The sequence below is a fragment of the Collinsella sp. wc0529 genome (assembly GCF_046116875.1).
In the GTDB taxonomy this organism is placed as follows: domain Bacteria; phylum Actinomycetota; class Coriobacteriia; order Coriobacteriales; family Coriobacteriaceae; genus Collinsella.
In genome coordinates this window covers 1,056,130-1,072,440 of record NZ_JBJXBO010000001.1, presented here as the reverse complement: position 1 = coordinate 1,072,440, position 16,311 = coordinate 1,056,130, and the positions used below count along the sequence as shown (strand labels likewise).

The following is a 16,311-nucleotide window of genomic DNA, read 5'->3' as shown; positions in this document are numbered from 1 at the left end:
GCGTCCGGACTACCTGACAACCCTATTAAGCAGGCATTTTGTCCAGCCAGAATACTCCCCTGGTTTCACACAGCTGTTTAGTATACACGGCTGCGGGCGTATCCATCGAGATTCATATTTCACTCACATTGTTTACGCAGGTAAAGTGCGTGGCACGTTCCCAGTGTGCGGCGGAGGGGGCGGGCCTGAGGCATATTAAGGTTGCTGCTCTACAGTCCTGCTCACGACGGAGAGCACATTAAGTGCTCTCCTGTTCGTGCGGAACTCGCGACAACCTTAATATGCCTCAGGCCCGCCCCCTCCGCCGCACACTGGGAACGCCACGTAGATGTCTGCTTAACTCTGCTCGCTCAGCTAATTACTTTGTTGGGGGTCCACTATTTGCTGGAGGGTGAACTTGCATTGCATTGGCTCGCCTTCTACTTGTGACTTTGCCTCATCGAAATCGAAGATCATGATGGCGCAGTTGGGGAGTTTTGTTGGGAGCTCGAAGCCCTCTGGGGCTGCGGCCTTGATAAATTGGCGGCTGGCGCTGCCGTGGCTTACTGCTAGAAGGGTTTCGATGCCCTCGGAGCCCATGATATTGGTAAGCGCATCCACCATACGTTCTTGTAGCGCCTGGCTTCCTTCTCCTCCGAAGGGGACCAGGTCCTCGCCCGGATCCCAGACGTCGGTGGGCAGCGCGCCGTGCGGGCCTTCTTCGAAGGAGCCGTAGCAGCGCTCGATAATGCCTTCGCAGGGCTCGGCTGCTGCGTCCGGGCCGAGGAGCTCGCATGCGACGAGCTGAGCTGTGTCCATGGCTCGGCCTAAGGGCGAAGAGACCACTTTGTCGGGGACGACGCCGTGGCCCTTAAGCCATGCGGCTGCCATCCCGGCTTGCTGACGGCCCAGATCGGTCAGCGGCGAATCGCAGCGGCCCTGGACCAGCTTTTTGACGTTGAACTCCGTCTGACCGTGGCGGAGTAGATACAGCTTCTTCATGCTCTCCCCTTCTGCATAACCTGCTTTGCCGGCACAGCCTTACTCGTGGGTATGCCCTACGTAGTCTTCGTCGATCGTAATCTTGGCAATCGACTTGGGATATTCCGATTCGACCCGTTGTGCCAGCGCGTGCTTTAAGTCTTCGGCACTCATCTGCAGATCCGAGGGACGCACGCAGTCAAAAATCACGTTGGTGTGCGTGGGGCCCGGCACGCAGCGCAAATCATGAATCGAAAGGCGGCTATCGATCTCTTGAGCCATAGCGTTGATGCGCAAGCGCATGCTCGCCACCTTTGGATCGTCGGTCACGATGGGGTCGTAGTGAAGCGTGACAATCATGCCGTCTTCGTTCCTAAACGACTGCTCGATGTTATCGAGCGTGTCGTGGCTTTCCAGCGGGCTGGCCTCGGCCGCCATCTCGGCGTGCGCACTTGCAAACTTCCTGCCCGGGCCGTAGTCGTGAACCATCAAATCGTGAACGCCCAAAACGCCGGGATAGCTCATGATCTTGTCTCGAATGTGCTTGACCAGCTTAGGATCGGGTGACTGGCCCAAAAGCGGGCTCACCGTATCTTGAATAAGTTCAAGGCCGCTCCAGCCAATATAGGCGCCAACGGCAAAGCCAACCCATGCGTCAAGATTGATGTGCGTCACCTGCGAAACAATCGCACATGCCAGCACGGCACCCGTAGCAAGGACATCGTTCTTGGAATCCTGCGCGGTCGCATGCAGCGTCTCGGACTCAATGCGATCGCCGAGCTTTTGGTTGAGGGCCGCCATCCAGAGCTTTACGACCATCGAAAGCACTAGAACTGCCACCAGGGCAAGCGAGAACTCGACAGGTTCGGGGTGGATGATGCGCTCAACCGAGGACTTCACCAGCTCAACGCCGATCAGCAGCACGAGCGCCGCCACGACCAGACCCGAGAGATACTCGTAGCGGCCATGTCCGTAAGGATGCTCGGGGTCCGCCGGCTTGCTCGCCAGCTTAAAGCCCAGCACGCTCACGATATTCGAGCTGGCATCGGACAGGTTGTTCATGGCATCCGCCACAATCGAAACCGATCCCGACAGCACACCAATTGCGCCCTTCGCAGCACAAAGCGCAACATTAGCGAGAATACACACCATGCCCGTCAACGTGCCCACGCGCGCACGGTCGCCCTGCGCACGACGAACGATCCACTCGACCATCTTCATCAGCCCCCACGGTACTGCCTATATATATCTATTGCTCAAACGGATTGTAGTGTAGCCACTTTGTCCTTCAGATACAAAAAGGCCGCGACCCACACGGGCCACGGCCTTGGAGCATGGCAAAGGAATCGTCCTTGTGTCGCACAGGTTTACGCGCTTACTTCGGCCACGCTCTTCGAGGTTTCGGGTGAATCGGCTCCGTCCCCCATCGTCTGTCCCTTCGCCGGCACCACGCCAAAGCAGCAGCTCAGCGCCGCAGACACCGCAAATGCCACACCGCCGGCAGCGCAGCACCACAGCAGGTTCGAGATGCCGCCCGTGGCAAAGCCAATGACCATGAGGACATTCGTCATGCCGATGGTATAGGCCGTAACGTGGCCCACGGCTGCAACAAGGCCTCCGACGGCGCCGCCAATGGCCATGCACGTCAGGCACCTGCCATATTTAAAGCCGCAACCGTACAGCGCCGGCTCGCTTACGCCGCCAAGAACACCCGAGATTGAGTAGCCCAGCATGAGCGCCTTCTCGTCCTTATCCGCAACGCGGAGCGACGCGCCAAAAGGCATGCCCCAAACGGCGAACGTCGCCATCGTCGCGGCAATCAGGATGCACGAATCCGTTCCCACACTCATAAACTGCGCGTACGCAAGCGATAGAACGACGTTGCTGACGCCCGCTATCTTTAGGAACTCCCAGCCCGCGGCAAGCCCCATGAGCGTGAGCAGCGACACGATGCCACCGGAATTGCCAAGCATAAACATAAGCTGGCCCAACAGCATGCCCAGATAGCTGCCCGCCGGTGCCGTAATACACAGCGAAACCGGAACCATGACAAGCATGGTCGCAAACGGAACAAACGAAAATGCCACGGCCCTAGGGATAACGCGCTTAAAGAAACACTCCACTCGCCATAGCACAGGCACCGAAAGGAGAACTGGAATAACAGTCGTCGTGTAATCGTTGACCGGCGCGGGAAGCAGACCATACACGGAAGTCATCGATGCCCCCGTCGTCGATGCGGCATCGACGAGCTTAAGCAGATCGGGCGCAATCAATACGCCGCCCAGCATCATGCCCAGCTGCTCCGAGCAACCGAGCTGGCGGGCGGCCGCCCAACCAAGATAAATGGGCAAAAAGTAGTAGCCGGCGTTATAGAGCCAACTGTAGAACAGGCGATAGATATCGGAATCGGCAGACCACAGGCCCAGCATGCCTTCGCCCATAATGACAGCGACGGTGCGGAACAACGCCGCGCAGACAATAAACGGCAGCGCCGACATCATGCTTTTGGACAGATAGTCCACCACGGCCATGGCGTTTGATGAAACCGACGTTGTAAACGAGGTGTTAGAAACTTGTAGCATGGAACGCCTTTCCCAATATGACATGTGGGCTGTCCCTTTGTCACATCGTGCGGTACTGACCGATTGCGCGGTACTTTTCGTAGCGGAGGTTTGTGAGGGTCGCGTCGTCGAGCTGCCCAAGCGTATCGAAGGCATCAAATGCCGAGGACATGACGGCACCGGCGATCTCCTCATGCGACAGGCCCCTATCGTCAACAATGCCGTCGATGATGCCGAGCGCCAACAGATCGGGGGCCGTGAGCTTAAGCGCCTCGGCGGCCTCATTCGCGCGCTCGGTATCCTTCCACAGGATCGACGCACAGGCCTCGGGGCTCACGACCGAATAGGCCGAGCTCGAGAGCATCAGGATGCGGTCGGCCACGGACAGCGCCAGCGCGCCACCAGAGCCGCCCTCGCCTGTCACCACCGAGACAATCGGCGTCTTGAGGCCGCTCATCTCTATGAGATTCTGGGCAATCGCCTCACCCTGGCCGCGTTCCTCGGCACCGATGCCGCAAAACGCGCCCGAAGTATCGACCAGGCACAGAACCGGTCGACCAAACTTTTCGGCCTGGCGCATCAGGCGACGCGCTTTGCGGTAGCCCTCGGGATGTGCCATACCAAAGTTGCGACGCATACGCTCTTTAGTCGTGGTGCCGCGCTCGACGGCGATGACCGTTACGGGGCGTCCGTCTTTCCAGCCAATGCCAGCCACCACAGCAGCGTCGTCGCCAAAGTAGCGGTCGCCGTGCAGCTCCACAAATCCATCCAGGCCCAGCGAGATCATCTCGCCTGCCGTGGCGCGATCTGCCGAGCGGGTCTGCTTGACAATCTCGAGCGCGGTTTTTGGTGGCGCCGAGCGCTTAAACAAGTGTCCCAGCTTTTTGCCGCGGCGGCCCGTATGCACAATCTCGTGCGGTGCCCCCAGGCCGGGCGCGTGCCCTTCGTGCAGCGCCAGCAGCTCGCCTACCGTGAGCGCAACCTCGCCACGCGGTACAACGGCATCGCAAAAGCCGTGCTCCAGCAAAAACTCGGAGCGCTGGAATCCCTTGGGCAGGCGCTTGTGCATGTTCTGCTCGATCACGCGCGGGCCTGCAAATGCCGTCAGGGCATCGGGCTCGGCCAGGATAATGTCGCCCTCCATAGCAAAGCTCGCGGTTACGCCTCCGGTCGTGGGGTCGGTGAGCACCGTGACATACAGGCCGCCCGCCTCACTGTGGCGCCTAACCGCCGCAGAAATCTTGGCCATCTGCATAAGCGAGGTCACGCCCTCCTGCATGCGCGCACCGCCCGAAACGGTAAAGCCGACAACCGGCAATCCCAGCTCGGTCGCACGCTCAAATGTGCGACAGATCTTCTCGCCCACCACGGAGCCCATCGAGCCCATCATAAAGTTGGCGTCCATAAAGAAGAGCGCGGTATCGCAACCGCAGATTTTGCCCCTGCCGCACACAACGGCATCGCGCTCGCCCGAACGCTCGCTCACGCTCTTGAGCTTGTCGGCATAGCCGGGAAACGAGAGGAAGTCCTCCGGCGCCAGATTGGCATCCCATTCCTCAAACGTGCCCTCGTCGACCGTCATGCGCATGCGCGCGCGACCGCTCACGCGAAAGTGTTTGCCGCAACGAGGGCAGACCTCGAGGTTGTCGTGTAGGCGTGCCTCATCGATCACGCGGCGGCACTCCGGGCACTTGATAAACACGTGGCGCGCGGGAAACTCGGCGCACGACTCGGTCATCGGTCCCTCGAGGACGTTGACCGTCTTCGCTTTTCTATTCATCAGCATAGAGATGCCCCATCAGATCGGTGTGATACATGCCCGACAAGAACTCGTCGTTTGCCAGCACGTCGAGCTGAAGCTCGCTGTTTTCGCTCACGCCCTCAATCACGAGCTCGCCCAGGGCCGAGCGCATCTTGCGAATGGCGCCGTCACGCGTGGGCGCACACACGATGAGCTTGCCAAGCATGGAGTCGTAGTACGGCGGAACTTTAGCACCGGTAAACATGGCGGAATCCCAGCGCACGCGCGGACCACCCGGCACACGCAACGCGGTGACCGTTCCGCATGACGGCAGAAAGTCCGGCGTTTCGGCATTGATGCGGCACTCCATGGCGTGGTTGCGGACCGGCATATCCTCCTGCTCAAAGGGCAGAGGCTGGCCGGCTGCCACGCGCAGCTGCCACTTGACCAAGTCGGTATCGGTCACAAACTCCGTAACCGGATGCTCCACCTGCAAGCGCGTGTTCATTTCCATAAAGTAGAAATTGCCGTCGTCCGAATACAGGAACTCGATGGTACCGGCTCCTTCGTAGCCGACGGCACGAGCCAGGTCACGCGCCGCCTTGTGCATGCGAGCACGAATGTCGTCGTGTCCGTCGAGGCACGGCGCGGGGCTCTCCTCGATTAGCTTTTGGTTGCGCCGCTGCACCGAGCACTCGCGCTCGCCGAGCGAAAACACATGGCCCTGCTTATCGGCCATAATCTGTACCTCAACGTGATGCGCCGGCGCGACGAACTTCTCCATGTAGCACTCGCCGTCGCCAAAAACGGCCTCGCCCTCGGCGCGTGCTTCAATAAAGGCCTTTGCCGCATCTTCCACGCGCTCGACCTTACGAATACCGCGACCGCCGCCGCCCGCACGCGCCTTAATAAGCACGGGGCAGCCAATGCGCTCAGCCTCGGCCGTCGCCTCCTCGGGGCTTTTGAGCAAATCGCAGCCCGGTACGATGGGCACGCCCGCCGCGGCAGCCGTTCGACGTGCGGCGTCCTTGTCGCCCATGCTGTCGATCACCTTGGCCGAAGGACCGACAAACGTCAGGCCATACTTGTCGCAGTCGCGCACGAAGCTCGCCTTCTCGGAAAAGAAGCCATAGCCGGGATGGATCGCCTTAGCTCCCGACTTTACGGCACAGGTGAGCACAGCATCGTCGTTGAGGTAGCTCTCGGCAAGACGCGGGCCGCCGATGCAATACGCCTCGTCGGCAAGCTGCACGTGCAGCGCGTCCGCATCGGCCGTGGAATAAACGGCGACGGTCTTGATGCCCATATCGCGGCACGCGCGGATAACACGGACCGCGACTTCTCCGCGGTTGGCGATGAGCACTTTGTCGAACATGAAGCCTTCCTTAACTTTCGTGCATGAGTGCAAAAGACATATCGGCGCGGCAGCAAACCTCACCGTTGACGCTCGCAGTACCCGTCGCAAAGCGGAACGGCCCGCGCGCACGCGTGATGGTGCACACCAGATCAACCGTGTCGCCCGGGCGCACCGGACGCTTAAAGCGCACCTTGTCCAGACTCGTGTAGAACGGCGTCGCGCCGCGCGCTTCCTCGTCGTCCATCAGCAGCACGCAACAGTTTTGGGCGAGCATCTCGCACTGAATCACGCCGGGGACCACCGGGTTTCCCGGAAAATGCCCCTGCAAAAAGTACTCGTCGCCCGTGATCGTGATCTTGCCGTGGGCCTCGTCGCCCACCAGCTCGGCCTCGTCGAGCAAAAGCATCGGCTCGCGATGCGGCAACAGCTTCTTGAGCTCTTCTTTGTTCATGGACATCACCTATCCGATCCTCATGAGGCAGCTGCCAAACTCCACGAGGTCGCCGTCGGCCACGCAGATCTCGAGCACCTCGCCGTCTGCCTCGGCCGTCACCTCGTTGAGAACCTTCATGGCCTCGATGATGCAGAGGGTCTCGCCGGCCTTGACCTTGGAGCCCACGTGCACAAACGGCTCGTCACCCGGCGCCGGGGCAGCATAGAAAACGCCAACCATGGGAGCGGTCACCTCGGTGCCCTTGGGCTCCGGTGCGGCGGCAGGCGCCTGCGCGGTGGGCTCCGGTGCGGCGGCAGGCATGGCGACAGGAGCCACCGCCGGAGCAGTCACGGCACCCGGCATAGGCATGGGCACGGCAACCGGCTGCGCGGCGCTCACGCGCTCAAGTTCGACCGCGGTGCCATCGGGCTCCTCAACGCGTACGCGCGTGAGGCCGCGGTCCTCCATAACATCGGCTATCTCGGCAAGTCTTTTGGAATCCATGCTCTAGCTCCTCGTATATCTACGCAGCGCGATGGCGGCGTTGTGCCCGCCAAAGCCCAGGTTGGTCGAAAGCGCCCAGGTAAGGTCGGCGCGAACCGCTCGATTAGGCGTGTAATCAAGATCGCAGGCGGGATCGGGCGTGTGGTAGTTAATAGTCGGGGGTACCACACCCTGCTCGAGCGCCATGGCACAGGCCATGACCTCGATGGCGCCCGTGGCACCGATCATGTGGCCGGTCATCGACTTGGTCGACGAGACGTGCGCGGCGCGTGCCGCGTCCTCGCCGAGCGCACGCTTAATGCCCGCCGTCTCGGACGAATCGTTGAGCTTGGTCGAGGTGCCGTGAGCGTTGATGTAGAGGCCCTCGGAAGGCTTAACGTCGCCCTCGGCCACCGCCAGTGATATCGCACGGGCAATGCCGGCAGCCTCGGGATCGGGGCTCGTGATGTGATAGGCATCATCGGTGTTGCCGTAGCCCACGACCTCGGCATAAATGTGCGCACCGCGCGCCTGCGCATGTTCCATGCTCTCGAGCACGAGCACGCAGGCGCCCTCGCCCATCACAAAGCCGTCGCGGTCTGCATCGAACGGACGGCATGCCGTCGCGGGATCGGGATTGGTGGTCAATGCGCGGCAGGACGTAAAGCCCGCAACGGCATCGGGGATAATTGCGGCCTCAGCACCGCCGGCGAGAATCGCATCGGCATAGCCGTGCTTGATGGCGCGGAACGCCTCGCCCACCGCATGGGCCGAGGTTGCGCACGCGGTCACGACGGGCAGGGTCGGGCCCTTTGCCTTATGGCGAATCGCGATGTTGCCCGAAGCCATGTTGGGAATCATCATCGCGATCATGTAAGGAGATGCGCGACGAGGCCCCCGATCGGCGATCGTGTGGACGTTGTCGACGAGTGTCTGCATGCCGCCCACGCCCGACCCCACGTAGACGCCCAGGCGCTCTCGATCGATGGCGCCTTCGGCATCAAAGCCCGCATCGTGCATGGCTTCGTCCGAAGCCGCCATCGCAAACTGAACGCAGGGGTCGAGATGCTTGGCGTCACGCTTGCCAAAGTACTCGTTGCCGTCAAAGCCCTTGACCTCGGCTGCCACCTTGACAGCAAATGCATCGGTATCGAAGTGCGTGATCGGGCCGATGCCGCACGTGCCGGCGCACATGGCCGCCCAGGTGGCAAGCGCGGTGTTGCCGAGCGGCGACACGGCACCGATACCGGTGATTGCAACTCTCTGTTCCATCATGGTCTCCTCATCCAAGCCGTTCTTCGGTCCTGATTTCTACATCGCCATTCCGCCGTCGACGCGTACGACCTCGCCCGTAATGTAGGCAGCCGCATCGCTCGCTAAAAAGCGCACCACGCCGGCCACTTCCTCGGGGCGCGCCATGCGCTTTAGGGGAATCTGCTCCTCGGTTGCCGCGCGAACCTTCTCCGAGAGCTTTGCCGTCATATCCGTCTCGACAAACCCGGGTGCGACCGCGTTCACTCGTACGCCGCGGGGCGCAAGCTCGCGCGCTACCGCCTTGGTCAGGCCGATGACGCCCGCCTTGGAGGCAGCGTAGTTGGCCTGCCCGGCATTGCCCATCAGGCCCACAACCGAGCTCATGTTGATGACGCAACCGCCGCGCTGGCGCATAAAGGTCTTGGTGAGTGCGCGCGTCGTATTGAACGTGCCCTTGAGATTGACATCGAGCACGCGGTCGAAGGCATCGTCACCCATACGCATGAGCAGGCCGTCGCGCGTGATGCCGGCGTTGTTGACGAGCGCCCAAATGGAGCCAAAGTCGTTGAGGACCGCTTCCACGCACGCATTGACGGCAGCGGGGTCTGCCACGTCGCATTGATATGCGCGCGCCGTGGCGCCAACCATCTCGCAGGCTCCGCATGTCTCGCGCGCGGCATCGACGCTACCGGCATAGACGACGGCAATATCAAAGCCGTCCTCCGCCAAGCCAACCGCACAAGCGCGGCCGATTCCCCGCGAGCCGCCCGTGACCAGTGCCACACGGCGTGAGTCGTTGCGCTCGAGCGCGCCGTTGTTCAAGTTGCCCATGTCATTCCTTTCGGGTTACAGCCCTGTGGGCTATGCGAGCTCATCGGCAATAGCTGCGACCTGCTCGGCCGTTTCGCACGAATAAACGCGAACGTCGCTCAGCGTACGCTTGACCAGGCCCGACAGTGTTTTGCCAGGACCGACCTCAATAAATGTGTCGATGCCTTGATCCTGCAGAGTGTGCAGCGTATCGACCCAGCGCACGGCATGGCTCACTTGATTGGCCAAGACACCCGATGCCGTCTGGGGGTCCGCCGGATAGGGCGCCGCTGTCATATTTGCCAAAACAGGAATGAGCAACGGGGACGGCGCGTGACCGGCCTCAATATATGCGGCAAGGCCACAGGTCGCCTCGGCCATATAGGGGCTATGAAATGCACCCGACACCGCGACCTTCATGGCGCGGCCGCCAGCCTCTTTTACTAGGACGTCGAGCGCCTGCAGCGCCTCGGGCGCTCCGGCAACAACCGTCTGCTGCGGGCTGTTGTAGTTGACCGGCCAGCAGTCCTCGCCGGCCTGCGCAGCCAGGTTCTCGACTTGCGCCGCATCGAGCTTGATGACGGCGCGCATGCCGCCCGGATGGCGCTCGGCAGCCGCGGCCATCAGCGCCGCGCGCTCGAACACAAGCTCAAAGCCCGCTCGCGTATCGAACGCCCCCGCAAAGGTGAGCGCGGCGACCTCGCCCAGCGAAAATCCCGCACAGGCGGCAGGCACCACGCCGCGCTCACGCAATGCGGCGGCCGCTGCCAGGTCGTGAACGAACACGCACGGCTGCGTGTTCTCGGTCTGCGAGAGCTCCTCCTTGGAGGCGCTCCGGCACTGCTCGCTGGTCCCCGGGCGCACCTCGTCGGCGATCGCGAACACCTCGGCGGCCGCCGGCGATGTCTCGATCAGATCGACGCCCATCGCGGGGTGTTGGGCACCCTGGCCGGCAAACAGAAACGCTACGCTACCCATGCGCACGCACCCTTCAGGACGCGCTCGGCGCCATCGACCAGGTCGTCAACGATTTCGCGTGCGCTCTGGCGCTCGCTAACCATGCCGGCAATCTGTCCACACAAAAACGAACCCTCTTCGTAATTGCCGTCCTTGGCGGCCTTGCGAAGGGCGCCCGTGCCCATGGCCCCGAGCTCCTCGACACTTACGCCCGCCGCCTCGCTCTTGGCGTAGGCGTTGGTGAAGGGACTCTTGAGGGCGCGCACCGGATGTCCCGTCGAGCGGCCGGTCGCACGCGTCGAAGTGTCGTTGGCCTTCAGGATCATCTCCTTGTACTGCTCCGAGACGGTGCACTCATCGGCAACGAGAAAACGCGTACCCACTTGGACGCCAGCGGCGCCAAGCATAAAGGCGGCCGCCACCCCGCGGCCATCCGCGATACCGCCGGCGGCCACGACGGGAATGTCGACCGCATCGACGACCTGCGGCACCAGTGCCATCGTCGAGGTCTCGCCAATATGGCCGCCCGATTCGGTACCCTCGGCAACAACCGCCGTGGCTCCACGACGCACCACGAGGCGCGCCAGCGCCACCGAGGCAACGACCGGGATGACCTTGATGCCCGCCTCGTTCCACGCCTTCATGTACTTGGCAGGATTGCCGGCGCCCGTCACGACGACCGGCACTCGCTCGTCAATCACGACCTGCGCGACCTCGTCGGCAAACGGGCTCATGAGCATGACGTTGACGCCAAAGGGTTTATCCGTCCTGGCGCGCAGCTCGTGAATCTGGTCGCGCAGCCAGTTGGCGTCGGCGTTCATGGCTGCGATAATCCCTAAGCCGCCCGCCTCGGACACTGCGGACGCCAACGAGGCGTCGGCAATCCAAGCCATACCGCCCTGGAACACGGGCTTTTCGATGCCGAGCAGATCGCAGAGAGGAGTCTTGAGCATCTCTACTTCTCCAATGCCGCCTCGACCGTATCGGCGAACTCGCCGACCGTCTTGGGGTTCTCCTCGGTATCGAGCTGGATACCAAACTCGTCCTCGACGGCGACGAGGATCTCGACGGTGCCCAGACTGTCGAGGCCAATCTCCTCGAGCGTGGACTCAGGCTTCATCTCGACGTCGTCAAGGCCGGCGGTCTCGCGGATAACGTCGCAAACGCGCTCGAAGGTCTTCTGATCTGCCATGGTAGTTCTCCTTTGTTTGTGCCCTAGGGGCGTTTTTATTTCCTATGTGCGACTACTTCCAACGAAGCAGATAGCCACCTATATCCAAACCGGCGCCAAATCCAACGAGGGCAATGGTGTCGCCCGCTTTCAGTGCGTCGGTGCGTGCCAGTCGATCAAGCGCAAAGGGAATGCAGGCGCTCGAAATGTTGCCGGTCTCGCGCAGCGTTCGAACCACGCGCTCGTCTGGCACGCCCAGGCGCTTGACCGCCTGACTCAGGATTCGTTCGTTAGCCTGATGGAATACAAAATGGTCGATGTCTTCGACCGAAATGCCCGCATCGCTCGCAAGCTTATGGACCGTGTCGCAGATGGCGTTGACGCCGAACTTGAACACGCGGCGGCCATTCATGGACAGCACGCTCTCGCTATCTGCAGAGGCCTTAAACGGCGAGGTGCCGACCAGACCGGATACGCGCAACGTCTCGACGTCGGGCGCCGTCGAAAGCTCAACGGCAAGGGGGTTGTCTCCCCCAGCTCCAATCACTGCGGCGCCTGCCCCATCGCCAAAGAGCACGCAGGTGGCGCGGTCGGTCCAGTCGAGCGCGCGCGTCATCTGCTCGGCAGCAACGACAAGCACGCAGGTGGCGCGACCGCGGGCGATATAGCCCTCGGCGACATCGAGCGCAAATACGAAGCCGGCACAAGCCGCCGAGACATCGAAGGCAGGGCACGTCGCGCCTAGTCGCTCAGCAACGGCACACGCCTCAGCGGGAACAAGGTGGTCACCCGTCGTCGTCGAGCAGACGATCAGATCCAGCTGGCTCGCGTCGATTCCGGACACCTGGAGTGCCCGCTCGCTCGCCGCTACGGCAAGGTCGTCAAGTGACTCGGTGGTGCAGACGTGGCGGCTCTTGATACCTGTGCGGGTAAAAATCCACTCATCCGAGGTATCGAGGAACTCAGACAGCTCGTCATTGGAAACACTGCGTTCAGGAAGCGCCGAGCCTGTTCCAAGAATCGTGAAACCCATCACTAACCTCCTTTGAGTTGTTGACGTGTTTACATCGACCAAGAGAGGATAGCGCATTTTTGTCGTTGTTGACGTGTTAACATTAAATTGTCCAAATGCGACAAAGGCTTCACATTGTGTCTATCTCTCGACACCATTGCGCGATTGCCTTATTAACTTAGGAGGTAGCAGCTGTTATGGATTCTTGTTTAACGATAGTCGACGTAACCGGATCGACCAACGATGACCTGCTCGAAGCAGGAAAACGGGGAGCGCCGCACGGCACAGGACTTGCCGCCCGGGCTCAGACAGCAGGGCGCGGCCGGCGCGGCCACAAGTGGGATTCAACCGCCGGCAACCTATTGCTTTCGATTGTCCTGCGTCCATGCGTTAATCCTGCAAAGTACTCTGGTCTTGCCGCCGTCAGCGGCCTAGCGGTGCTCGAGGCGCTCGAAAAGCAGGGTCTTGCTAACGAGATCGGCCTCAAATGGCCCAACGACCTCGTCGCACGAGGACATAAGCTTGGCGGCATCTTAGTCGAAGCGGCTCGTGACAACGAGGGCGGGCCCTTCGCCGTCTGCGGCATTGGCGTCAACGTAAACTACACGCCGCAGGAGGTGCCCGATGGCGGCCTGGCGGCAATTGGCCTCTCGGACCTTAACGAAAACGTTCCTACCGTCGACATGCTCCTTGATGAGGTCTATCACGCCGTTATAGACGCCGTAGATGCCTGGGCAGAACGCCTCAACTCCATGGAAGAAAACACCGGACCGCTCGCGCCCGTCCACGGCGAATATGTCGCTCACCTCAATTGGATTGGAGAGCACGTTATCGCCCGCTCCCCCGCTGGAGACGAGCTGGCGCGAGGCATCTTTAAAACGGTCGATGGCTTTGGTCGCGCGTGCATCGAAACGAAAGACGGCTTGCGTTTCTTCCATTTTGAGGAGGCGTCTTTGCGCCACTTAAGCGATTAGGGCGCCGCAGTCATCGGCTCGGCAGCATTACCCGGCAGTCCAAACCATCATTCAAAACAAAAGGGCCCCGCTACCGTAACGGCAGCGGGGCCCTTTAAGCTATGAGCGATATCGCTTAGAGCTTGATGTCAATGTCGACGCCAGCGGGGAGGTCGAGACGCATGAGCGAATCAACGGTGCCCGAGGTGGGGTCGAGGATGTCGATGAGGCGCTTGTGAGTGCGCATCTCGAACTGCTCACGGGAGTCCTTGTTCACGTGCGGCGAGCGGATAACCGTGTACAGGTTGCGCTCGGTGGGCAGGGGGACAGGACCGGAAACGCGAGCGCCGGTCTTCTGAGCGGTCTCGACGATGAGCTTCGCGGACTGATCGACGACCTCGTGATCATAGCCCTTGAGGCGAATGCGGATCTTCTGGGTAGCCAACTTAAACCTCCAAAGAGTGCGAGAGATGTTCTCGCGGATTACGTAACAGGGAGCTCGAACTTAGGCGTTCTTGCTCATGACCTCGTCCACGATGGACTTGGGCGCGGGCTCATAAGAGTCGAACTGCATCGTGTAGGATGCACGGCCCTGGGTCTGGGAGCGAAGGTCGGTAGCGTAACCGAACATCTCGCCCAGCGGCACCTTGGCACGGATGAGCTTGCTGTTCTTGCGATCCTCCATGCCCTCGATCTTGCCGCGGCGACCGGAGAGGTTGCCCATAACGTCGCCCATGTACTGCTCGGGGGTCTCGACCTCGACAGCCATGATCGGCTCGAGCAGCTGCGGATCGGACTTCTTGAGGGCGTCCTTGATAGCCATGGAACCGGCGATCTTGAAGGCGGCCTCGGAGGAGTCGACCTCGTGGTAAGAACCGTCGAACAGGGTGACCTTAACGTCAAGGACCGGGAAGCCGGCGATAACACCGGTGTTCAGGGCCTCCTGGATGCCCTTGTCGATGGACGGGATGTACTCCTTGGGCACGACGCCGCCGACGATAGCGTTGACGAACTCGTAGCCGAAGCCCTCCTCCATCTTCTCGAGCTTGATGACAGCGTGGCCGTACTGACCGCGACCGCCGGACTGACGGACAAACTTGCCCTCAGCCTTCTCGACGTCGTGACCAGCGGTCTCGCGATAGGCAACCTGGGGCTTACCGACGTTAGCGTCAACCTTGAACTCGCGGAGCAGACGGTCGACGATGATCTCGAGGTGCAGCTCGCCCATGCCGGCGATGATGGTCTGGCCGGTCTCGTGGTTGGTGGACACCTGGAAGGTCGGGTCCTCCTCGGCGAGCTTGGTCAGAGCCAGGGACATCTTGTCCTGCTCGGCCTTGGTCTTGGGCTCGATGGCAACGTCGATAACGGGCTTAGCGAACTCGATCTTCTCGAGGACGATCTCCTTGCCCTCGGCGCACAGGGTGTCGCCGGTGGTGGAGTTCTTGAAGCCGACGCAAGCGACGATGTCGCCGGCGGCAGCGTCGTCACGGTCGATACGCTCGGCGGCGTTCATCTCGAGGATGCGGCCGAGGCGCTCGCGCTGACCGTTGGAAGCGTTAACAACGTAGGAGCCGGACTCGGCGCGGCCGGAGTAAACGCGGACATAGGTGAGCTTACCGACGAACGGATCGGTCATGATCTTGAAGACCAGGCCGGAGAAGGGCTCGTCGAAGGAAGGATGACGCTGGATCTCCTCGCCGGTGTCCGGATCGGTACCGGTGACGGCCTCAACGTCGAGCGGGCTGGGCAGGTAGTCGACGACAGCGTCGAGCAGCTCCTGAACGCCCTTGTTCTTGTAGGCGGAGCCCACGAAGACGAGGTTGAGCTCATTGGCCAGAACACCCTTGCGCAGAGCAGCCTTGAGCTCCTCGACGGTGAAGTCCTCCTCCATGAGGATCTTCTCCATGAGCTCGTCGTCAAAGCTGGCAGCAGCGTCAAGGAGCTCCTCGCGCTTGGTGGCAGCGATGTCGGCAAACTCAGCCGGGATCTCGTCCATCGGCTCGGGGTAGGTCATACCCTTCTCGTCGGCCTTGAAGTCCCATGCAGTCATGGTGACCAGGTCGATGACGCCCCAGAAGTTGTCCTCGGCGCCCATCGGGACCTGAGCGGCCACGGCGTTAGCGTCGAGACGATCCTTCATGGTCTCGATAGCGTTGAAGAAGTCAGCGCCCACGCGGTCATACTTGTTGATGAAAGCGATGCGGGGGACGTTGAAGGTGGAAGCCTGACGCCAAACGGTCTCAGACTGGGGCTGAACGCCGGCAACGGCGTCGAAGACGGCGACAGCGCCATCGAGGACGCGCAGGCAGCGCTCGACCTCGGCGGTGAAGTCAACGTGGCCCGGGGTGTCGATGATCTGGATGCGGTAGTCCTTACCGTCCTTGTTCCAGAAGCACGTGGTAGCAGCGGAGGTAATGGTTACGCCGCGCTCCTGCTCCTGAACCATCCAGTCCATGGTGGCAGCGCCCTCATGGACCTCACCGATCTTGTGGGTCTTACCGGTGTAGTAAAGAATACGCTCGGTCGTGGTGGTCTTACCGGCATCGATGTGAGCCATGATGCCGATGTTACGGGTATCGGAAAGCTTGTACTTAGGCTTAGCCATGTTAGTTCCTTACC

Annotated in this window: 16 protein-coding genes; 1 reads left to right on the top strand and 15 read right to left on the bottom strand. The window is 61.3% G+C overall.

Annotation, left to right across the window (positions count from 1 at the left end):
• Positions 1 to 354: 354 nt before the first annotated feature.
• The 13 genes from ACKUTP_RS04525 to ACKUTP_RS04465 form a co-directional block, all read right to left on the bottom strand.
• On the bottom strand, positions 355 to 981 hold the full coding sequence (locus tag ACKUTP_RS04525; protein WP_409063647.1) for a histidine phosphatase family protein: 627 nt from the start codon (positions 979 to 981) through the stop codon (positions 355 to 357).
• A gap of 39 nt (positions 982 to 1,020) precedes the next feature.
• Positions 1,021 to 2,175, bottom strand: a complete 1,155-nt coding sequence (locus ACKUTP_RS04520) for a cation diffusion facilitator family transporter (protein WP_409063876.1) — start codon at positions 2,173 to 2,175, stop codon at positions 1,021 to 1,023.
• Positions 2,176 to 2,327: 152 nt separating this feature from the next.
• Positions 2,328 to 3,542: a hypothetical protein gene (locus ACKUTP_RS04515; RefSeq protein WP_409063646.1), complete on the bottom strand. Its 1,215-nt coding sequence runs from the start codon at positions 3,540 to 3,542 to the stop codon at positions 2,328 to 2,330.
• A gap of 40 nt (positions 3,543 to 3,582) precedes the next feature.
• A complete protein-coding gene (gene accD / locus ACKUTP_RS04510) occupies positions 3,583 to 5,307 on the bottom strand; it encodes an acetyl-CoA carboxylase, carboxyltransferase subunit beta (protein WP_409063645.1) in 1,725 nt (574 codons plus the stop codon).
• Complete coding sequence (locus ACKUTP_RS04505) at positions 5,294 to 6,637, bottom strand: acetyl/propionyl/methylcrotonyl-CoA carboxylase subunit alpha (protein ID WP_409063644.1); 1,344 nt, start codon at positions 6,635 to 6,637, stop codon at positions 5,294 to 5,296. The genes accD and ACKUTP_RS04505 overlap by 14 nt, the downstream gene beginning before the upstream one ends.
• Positions 6,638 to 6,647: 10 nt before the next feature.
• Positions 6,648 to 7,070 (bottom strand): 3-hydroxyacyl-ACP dehydratase FabZ, encoded by a 423-nt coding sequence (gene fabZ, locus ACKUTP_RS04500; RefSeq protein ID WP_117583068.1) that lies wholly within the window; start codon positions 7,068 to 7,070, stop codon positions 6,648 to 6,650.
• Positions 7,071 to 7,079: 9 nt separating this feature from the next.
• Positions 7,080 to 7,556 carry an acetyl-CoA carboxylase biotin carboxyl carrier protein gene (gene accB, locus ACKUTP_RS04495; RefSeq protein ID WP_409063643.1) on the bottom strand — a complete coding sequence of 159 codons (477 nt, stop codon included), beginning with the start codon at positions 7,554 to 7,556 and terminating at the stop codon, positions 7,080 to 7,082.
• A gap of 3 nt (positions 7,557 to 7,559) precedes the next feature.
• Positions 7,560 to 8,807 (bottom strand): beta-ketoacyl-ACP synthase II, encoded by a 1,248-nt coding sequence (fabF, locus tag ACKUTP_RS04490; protein ID WP_409063642.1) that lies wholly within the window; start codon positions 8,805 to 8,807, stop codon positions 7,560 to 7,562.
• Between the two features lie 39 nt (positions 8,808 to 8,846).
• The gene (fabG, locus tag ACKUTP_RS04485; RefSeq protein ID WP_409063641.1) at positions 8,847 to 9,620 is read right to left on the bottom strand and encodes a 3-oxoacyl-[acyl-carrier-protein] reductase; all 774 of its coding nucleotides are present in this window, start codon (positions 9,618 to 9,620) and stop codon (positions 8,847 to 8,849) included.
• 30 nt (positions 9,621 to 9,650) lie between these two features.
• On the bottom strand, positions 9,651 to 10,577 hold the full coding sequence (locus ACKUTP_RS04480) for an ACP S-malonyltransferase (protein WP_409063640.1): 927 nt from the start codon (positions 10,575 to 10,577) through the stop codon (positions 9,651 to 9,653).
• Positions 10,565 to 11,509, bottom strand: a complete 945-nt coding sequence (gene fabK / locus ACKUTP_RS04475; protein WP_409063639.1) for an enoyl-[acyl-carrier-protein] reductase FabK — start codon at positions 11,507 to 11,509, stop codon at positions 10,565 to 10,567. Before fabK ends, ACKUTP_RS04480 begins: the two co-directional genes overlap by 13 nt.
• Positions 11,510 to 11,511: 2 nt before the next feature.
• Entirely contained in the window at positions 11,512 to 11,748 is a 237-nt protein-coding gene (locus ACKUTP_RS04470) for an acyl carrier protein (protein ID WP_006235019.1), read from the bottom strand.
• A gap of 52 nt (positions 11,749 to 11,800) precedes the next feature.
• Entirely contained in the window at positions 11,801 to 12,760 is a 960-nt protein-coding gene (locus ACKUTP_RS04465; protein WP_409063638.1) for a 3-oxoacyl-ACP synthase III family protein, read from the bottom strand.
• Positions 12,761 to 12,936: 176 nt separating this feature from the next.
• Between ACKUTP_RS04465 and ACKUTP_RS04460 the strand changes: the two genes are divergently transcribed.
• Complete coding sequence (locus tag ACKUTP_RS04460) at positions 12,937 to 13,713, top strand: biotin--[acetyl-CoA-carboxylase] ligase (RefSeq protein ID WP_409063637.1); 777 nt, start codon at positions 12,937 to 12,939, stop codon at positions 13,711 to 13,713.
• A 115-nt stretch (positions 13,714 to 13,828) separates the two neighbouring features.
• Here the strand turns inward: ACKUTP_RS04460 and rpsJ are convergent, their stop codons facing one another.
• Together rpsJ and fusA are read right to left on the bottom strand one after the other, a co-directional pair.
• A complete protein-coding gene (gene rpsJ / locus ACKUTP_RS04455) occupies positions 13,829 to 14,137 on the bottom strand; it encodes a 30S ribosomal protein S10 (RefSeq protein WP_022094184.1) in 309 nt (102 codons plus the stop codon).
• Positions 14,138 to 14,197: 60 nt separating this feature from the next.
• Positions 14,198 to 16,297 (bottom strand): elongation factor G, encoded by a 2,100-nt coding sequence (fusA, locus tag ACKUTP_RS04450; RefSeq protein WP_022094183.1) that lies wholly within the window; start codon positions 16,295 to 16,297, stop codon positions 14,198 to 14,200.
• Positions 16,298 to 16,311 lie beyond the last annotated feature (14 nt).

Bases quoted from the DNA above. Each gene is read 5' to 3' on its own strand.
- ACKUTP_RS04465 (WP_409063638.1), bottom strand. From the start codon at position 12,760: ATGGGTTTCACGATTCTTGGAACAGGCTCGGCGCTTCCTGAACGCAGT.
- ACKUTP_RS04520 (WP_409063876.1), bottom strand. From the start codon at position 2,175: ATGGTCGAGTGGATCGTTCGTCGTGCGCAGGGCGACCGTGCGCGCGTG.
- ACKUTP_RS04515 (WP_409063646.1), bottom strand. From the start codon at position 3,542: ATGCTACAAGTTTCTAACACCTCGTTTACAACGTCGGTTTCATCAAAC.
- fabK (WP_409063639.1), bottom strand. From the start codon at position 11,509: ATGCTCAAGACTCCTCTCTGCGATCTGCTCGGCATCGAAAAGCCCGTG.
- fusA (WP_022094183.1), bottom strand. From the start codon at position 16,297: ATGGCTAAGCCTAAGTACAAGCTTTCCGATACCCGTAACATCGGCATC.
- accD (WP_409063645.1), bottom strand. From the start codon at position 5,307: ATGCTGATGAATAGAAAAGCGAAGACGGTCAACGTCCTCGAGGGACCG.
- fabZ (WP_117583068.1), bottom strand. From the start codon at position 7,070: ATGAACAAAGAAGAGCTCAAGAAGCTGTTGCCGCATCGCGAGCCGATG.
- ACKUTP_RS04470 (WP_006235019.1), bottom strand. From the start codon at position 11,748: ATGGCAGATCAGAAGACCTTCGAGCGCGTTTGCGACGTTATCCGCGAG.
- accB (WP_409063643.1), bottom strand. From the start codon at position 7,556: ATGGATTCCAAAAGACTTGCCGAGATAGCCGATGTTATGGAGGACCGC.
- ACKUTP_RS04460 (WP_409063637.1), top strand. From the start codon at position 12,937: ATGGATTCTTGTTTAACGATAGTCGACGTAACCGGATCGACCAACGAT.
- fabG (WP_409063641.1), bottom strand. From the start codon at position 9,620: ATGGGCAACTTGAACAACGGCGCGCTCGAGCGCAACGACTCACGCCGT.
- ACKUTP_RS04480 (WP_409063640.1), bottom strand. From the start codon at position 10,577: ATGGGTAGCGTAGCGTTTCTGTTTGCCGGCCAGGGTGCCCAACACCCC.
- ACKUTP_RS04505 (WP_409063644.1), bottom strand. From the start codon at position 6,637: ATGTTCGACAAAGTGCTCATCGCCAACCGCGGAGAAGTCGCGGTCCGT.
- ACKUTP_RS04525 (WP_409063647.1), bottom strand. From the start codon at position 981: ATGAAGAAGCTGTATCTACTCCGCCACGGTCAGACGGAGTTCAACGTC.
- fabF (WP_409063642.1), bottom strand. From the start codon at position 8,807: ATGGAACAGAGAGTTGCAATCACCGGTATCGGTGCCGTGTCGCCGCTC.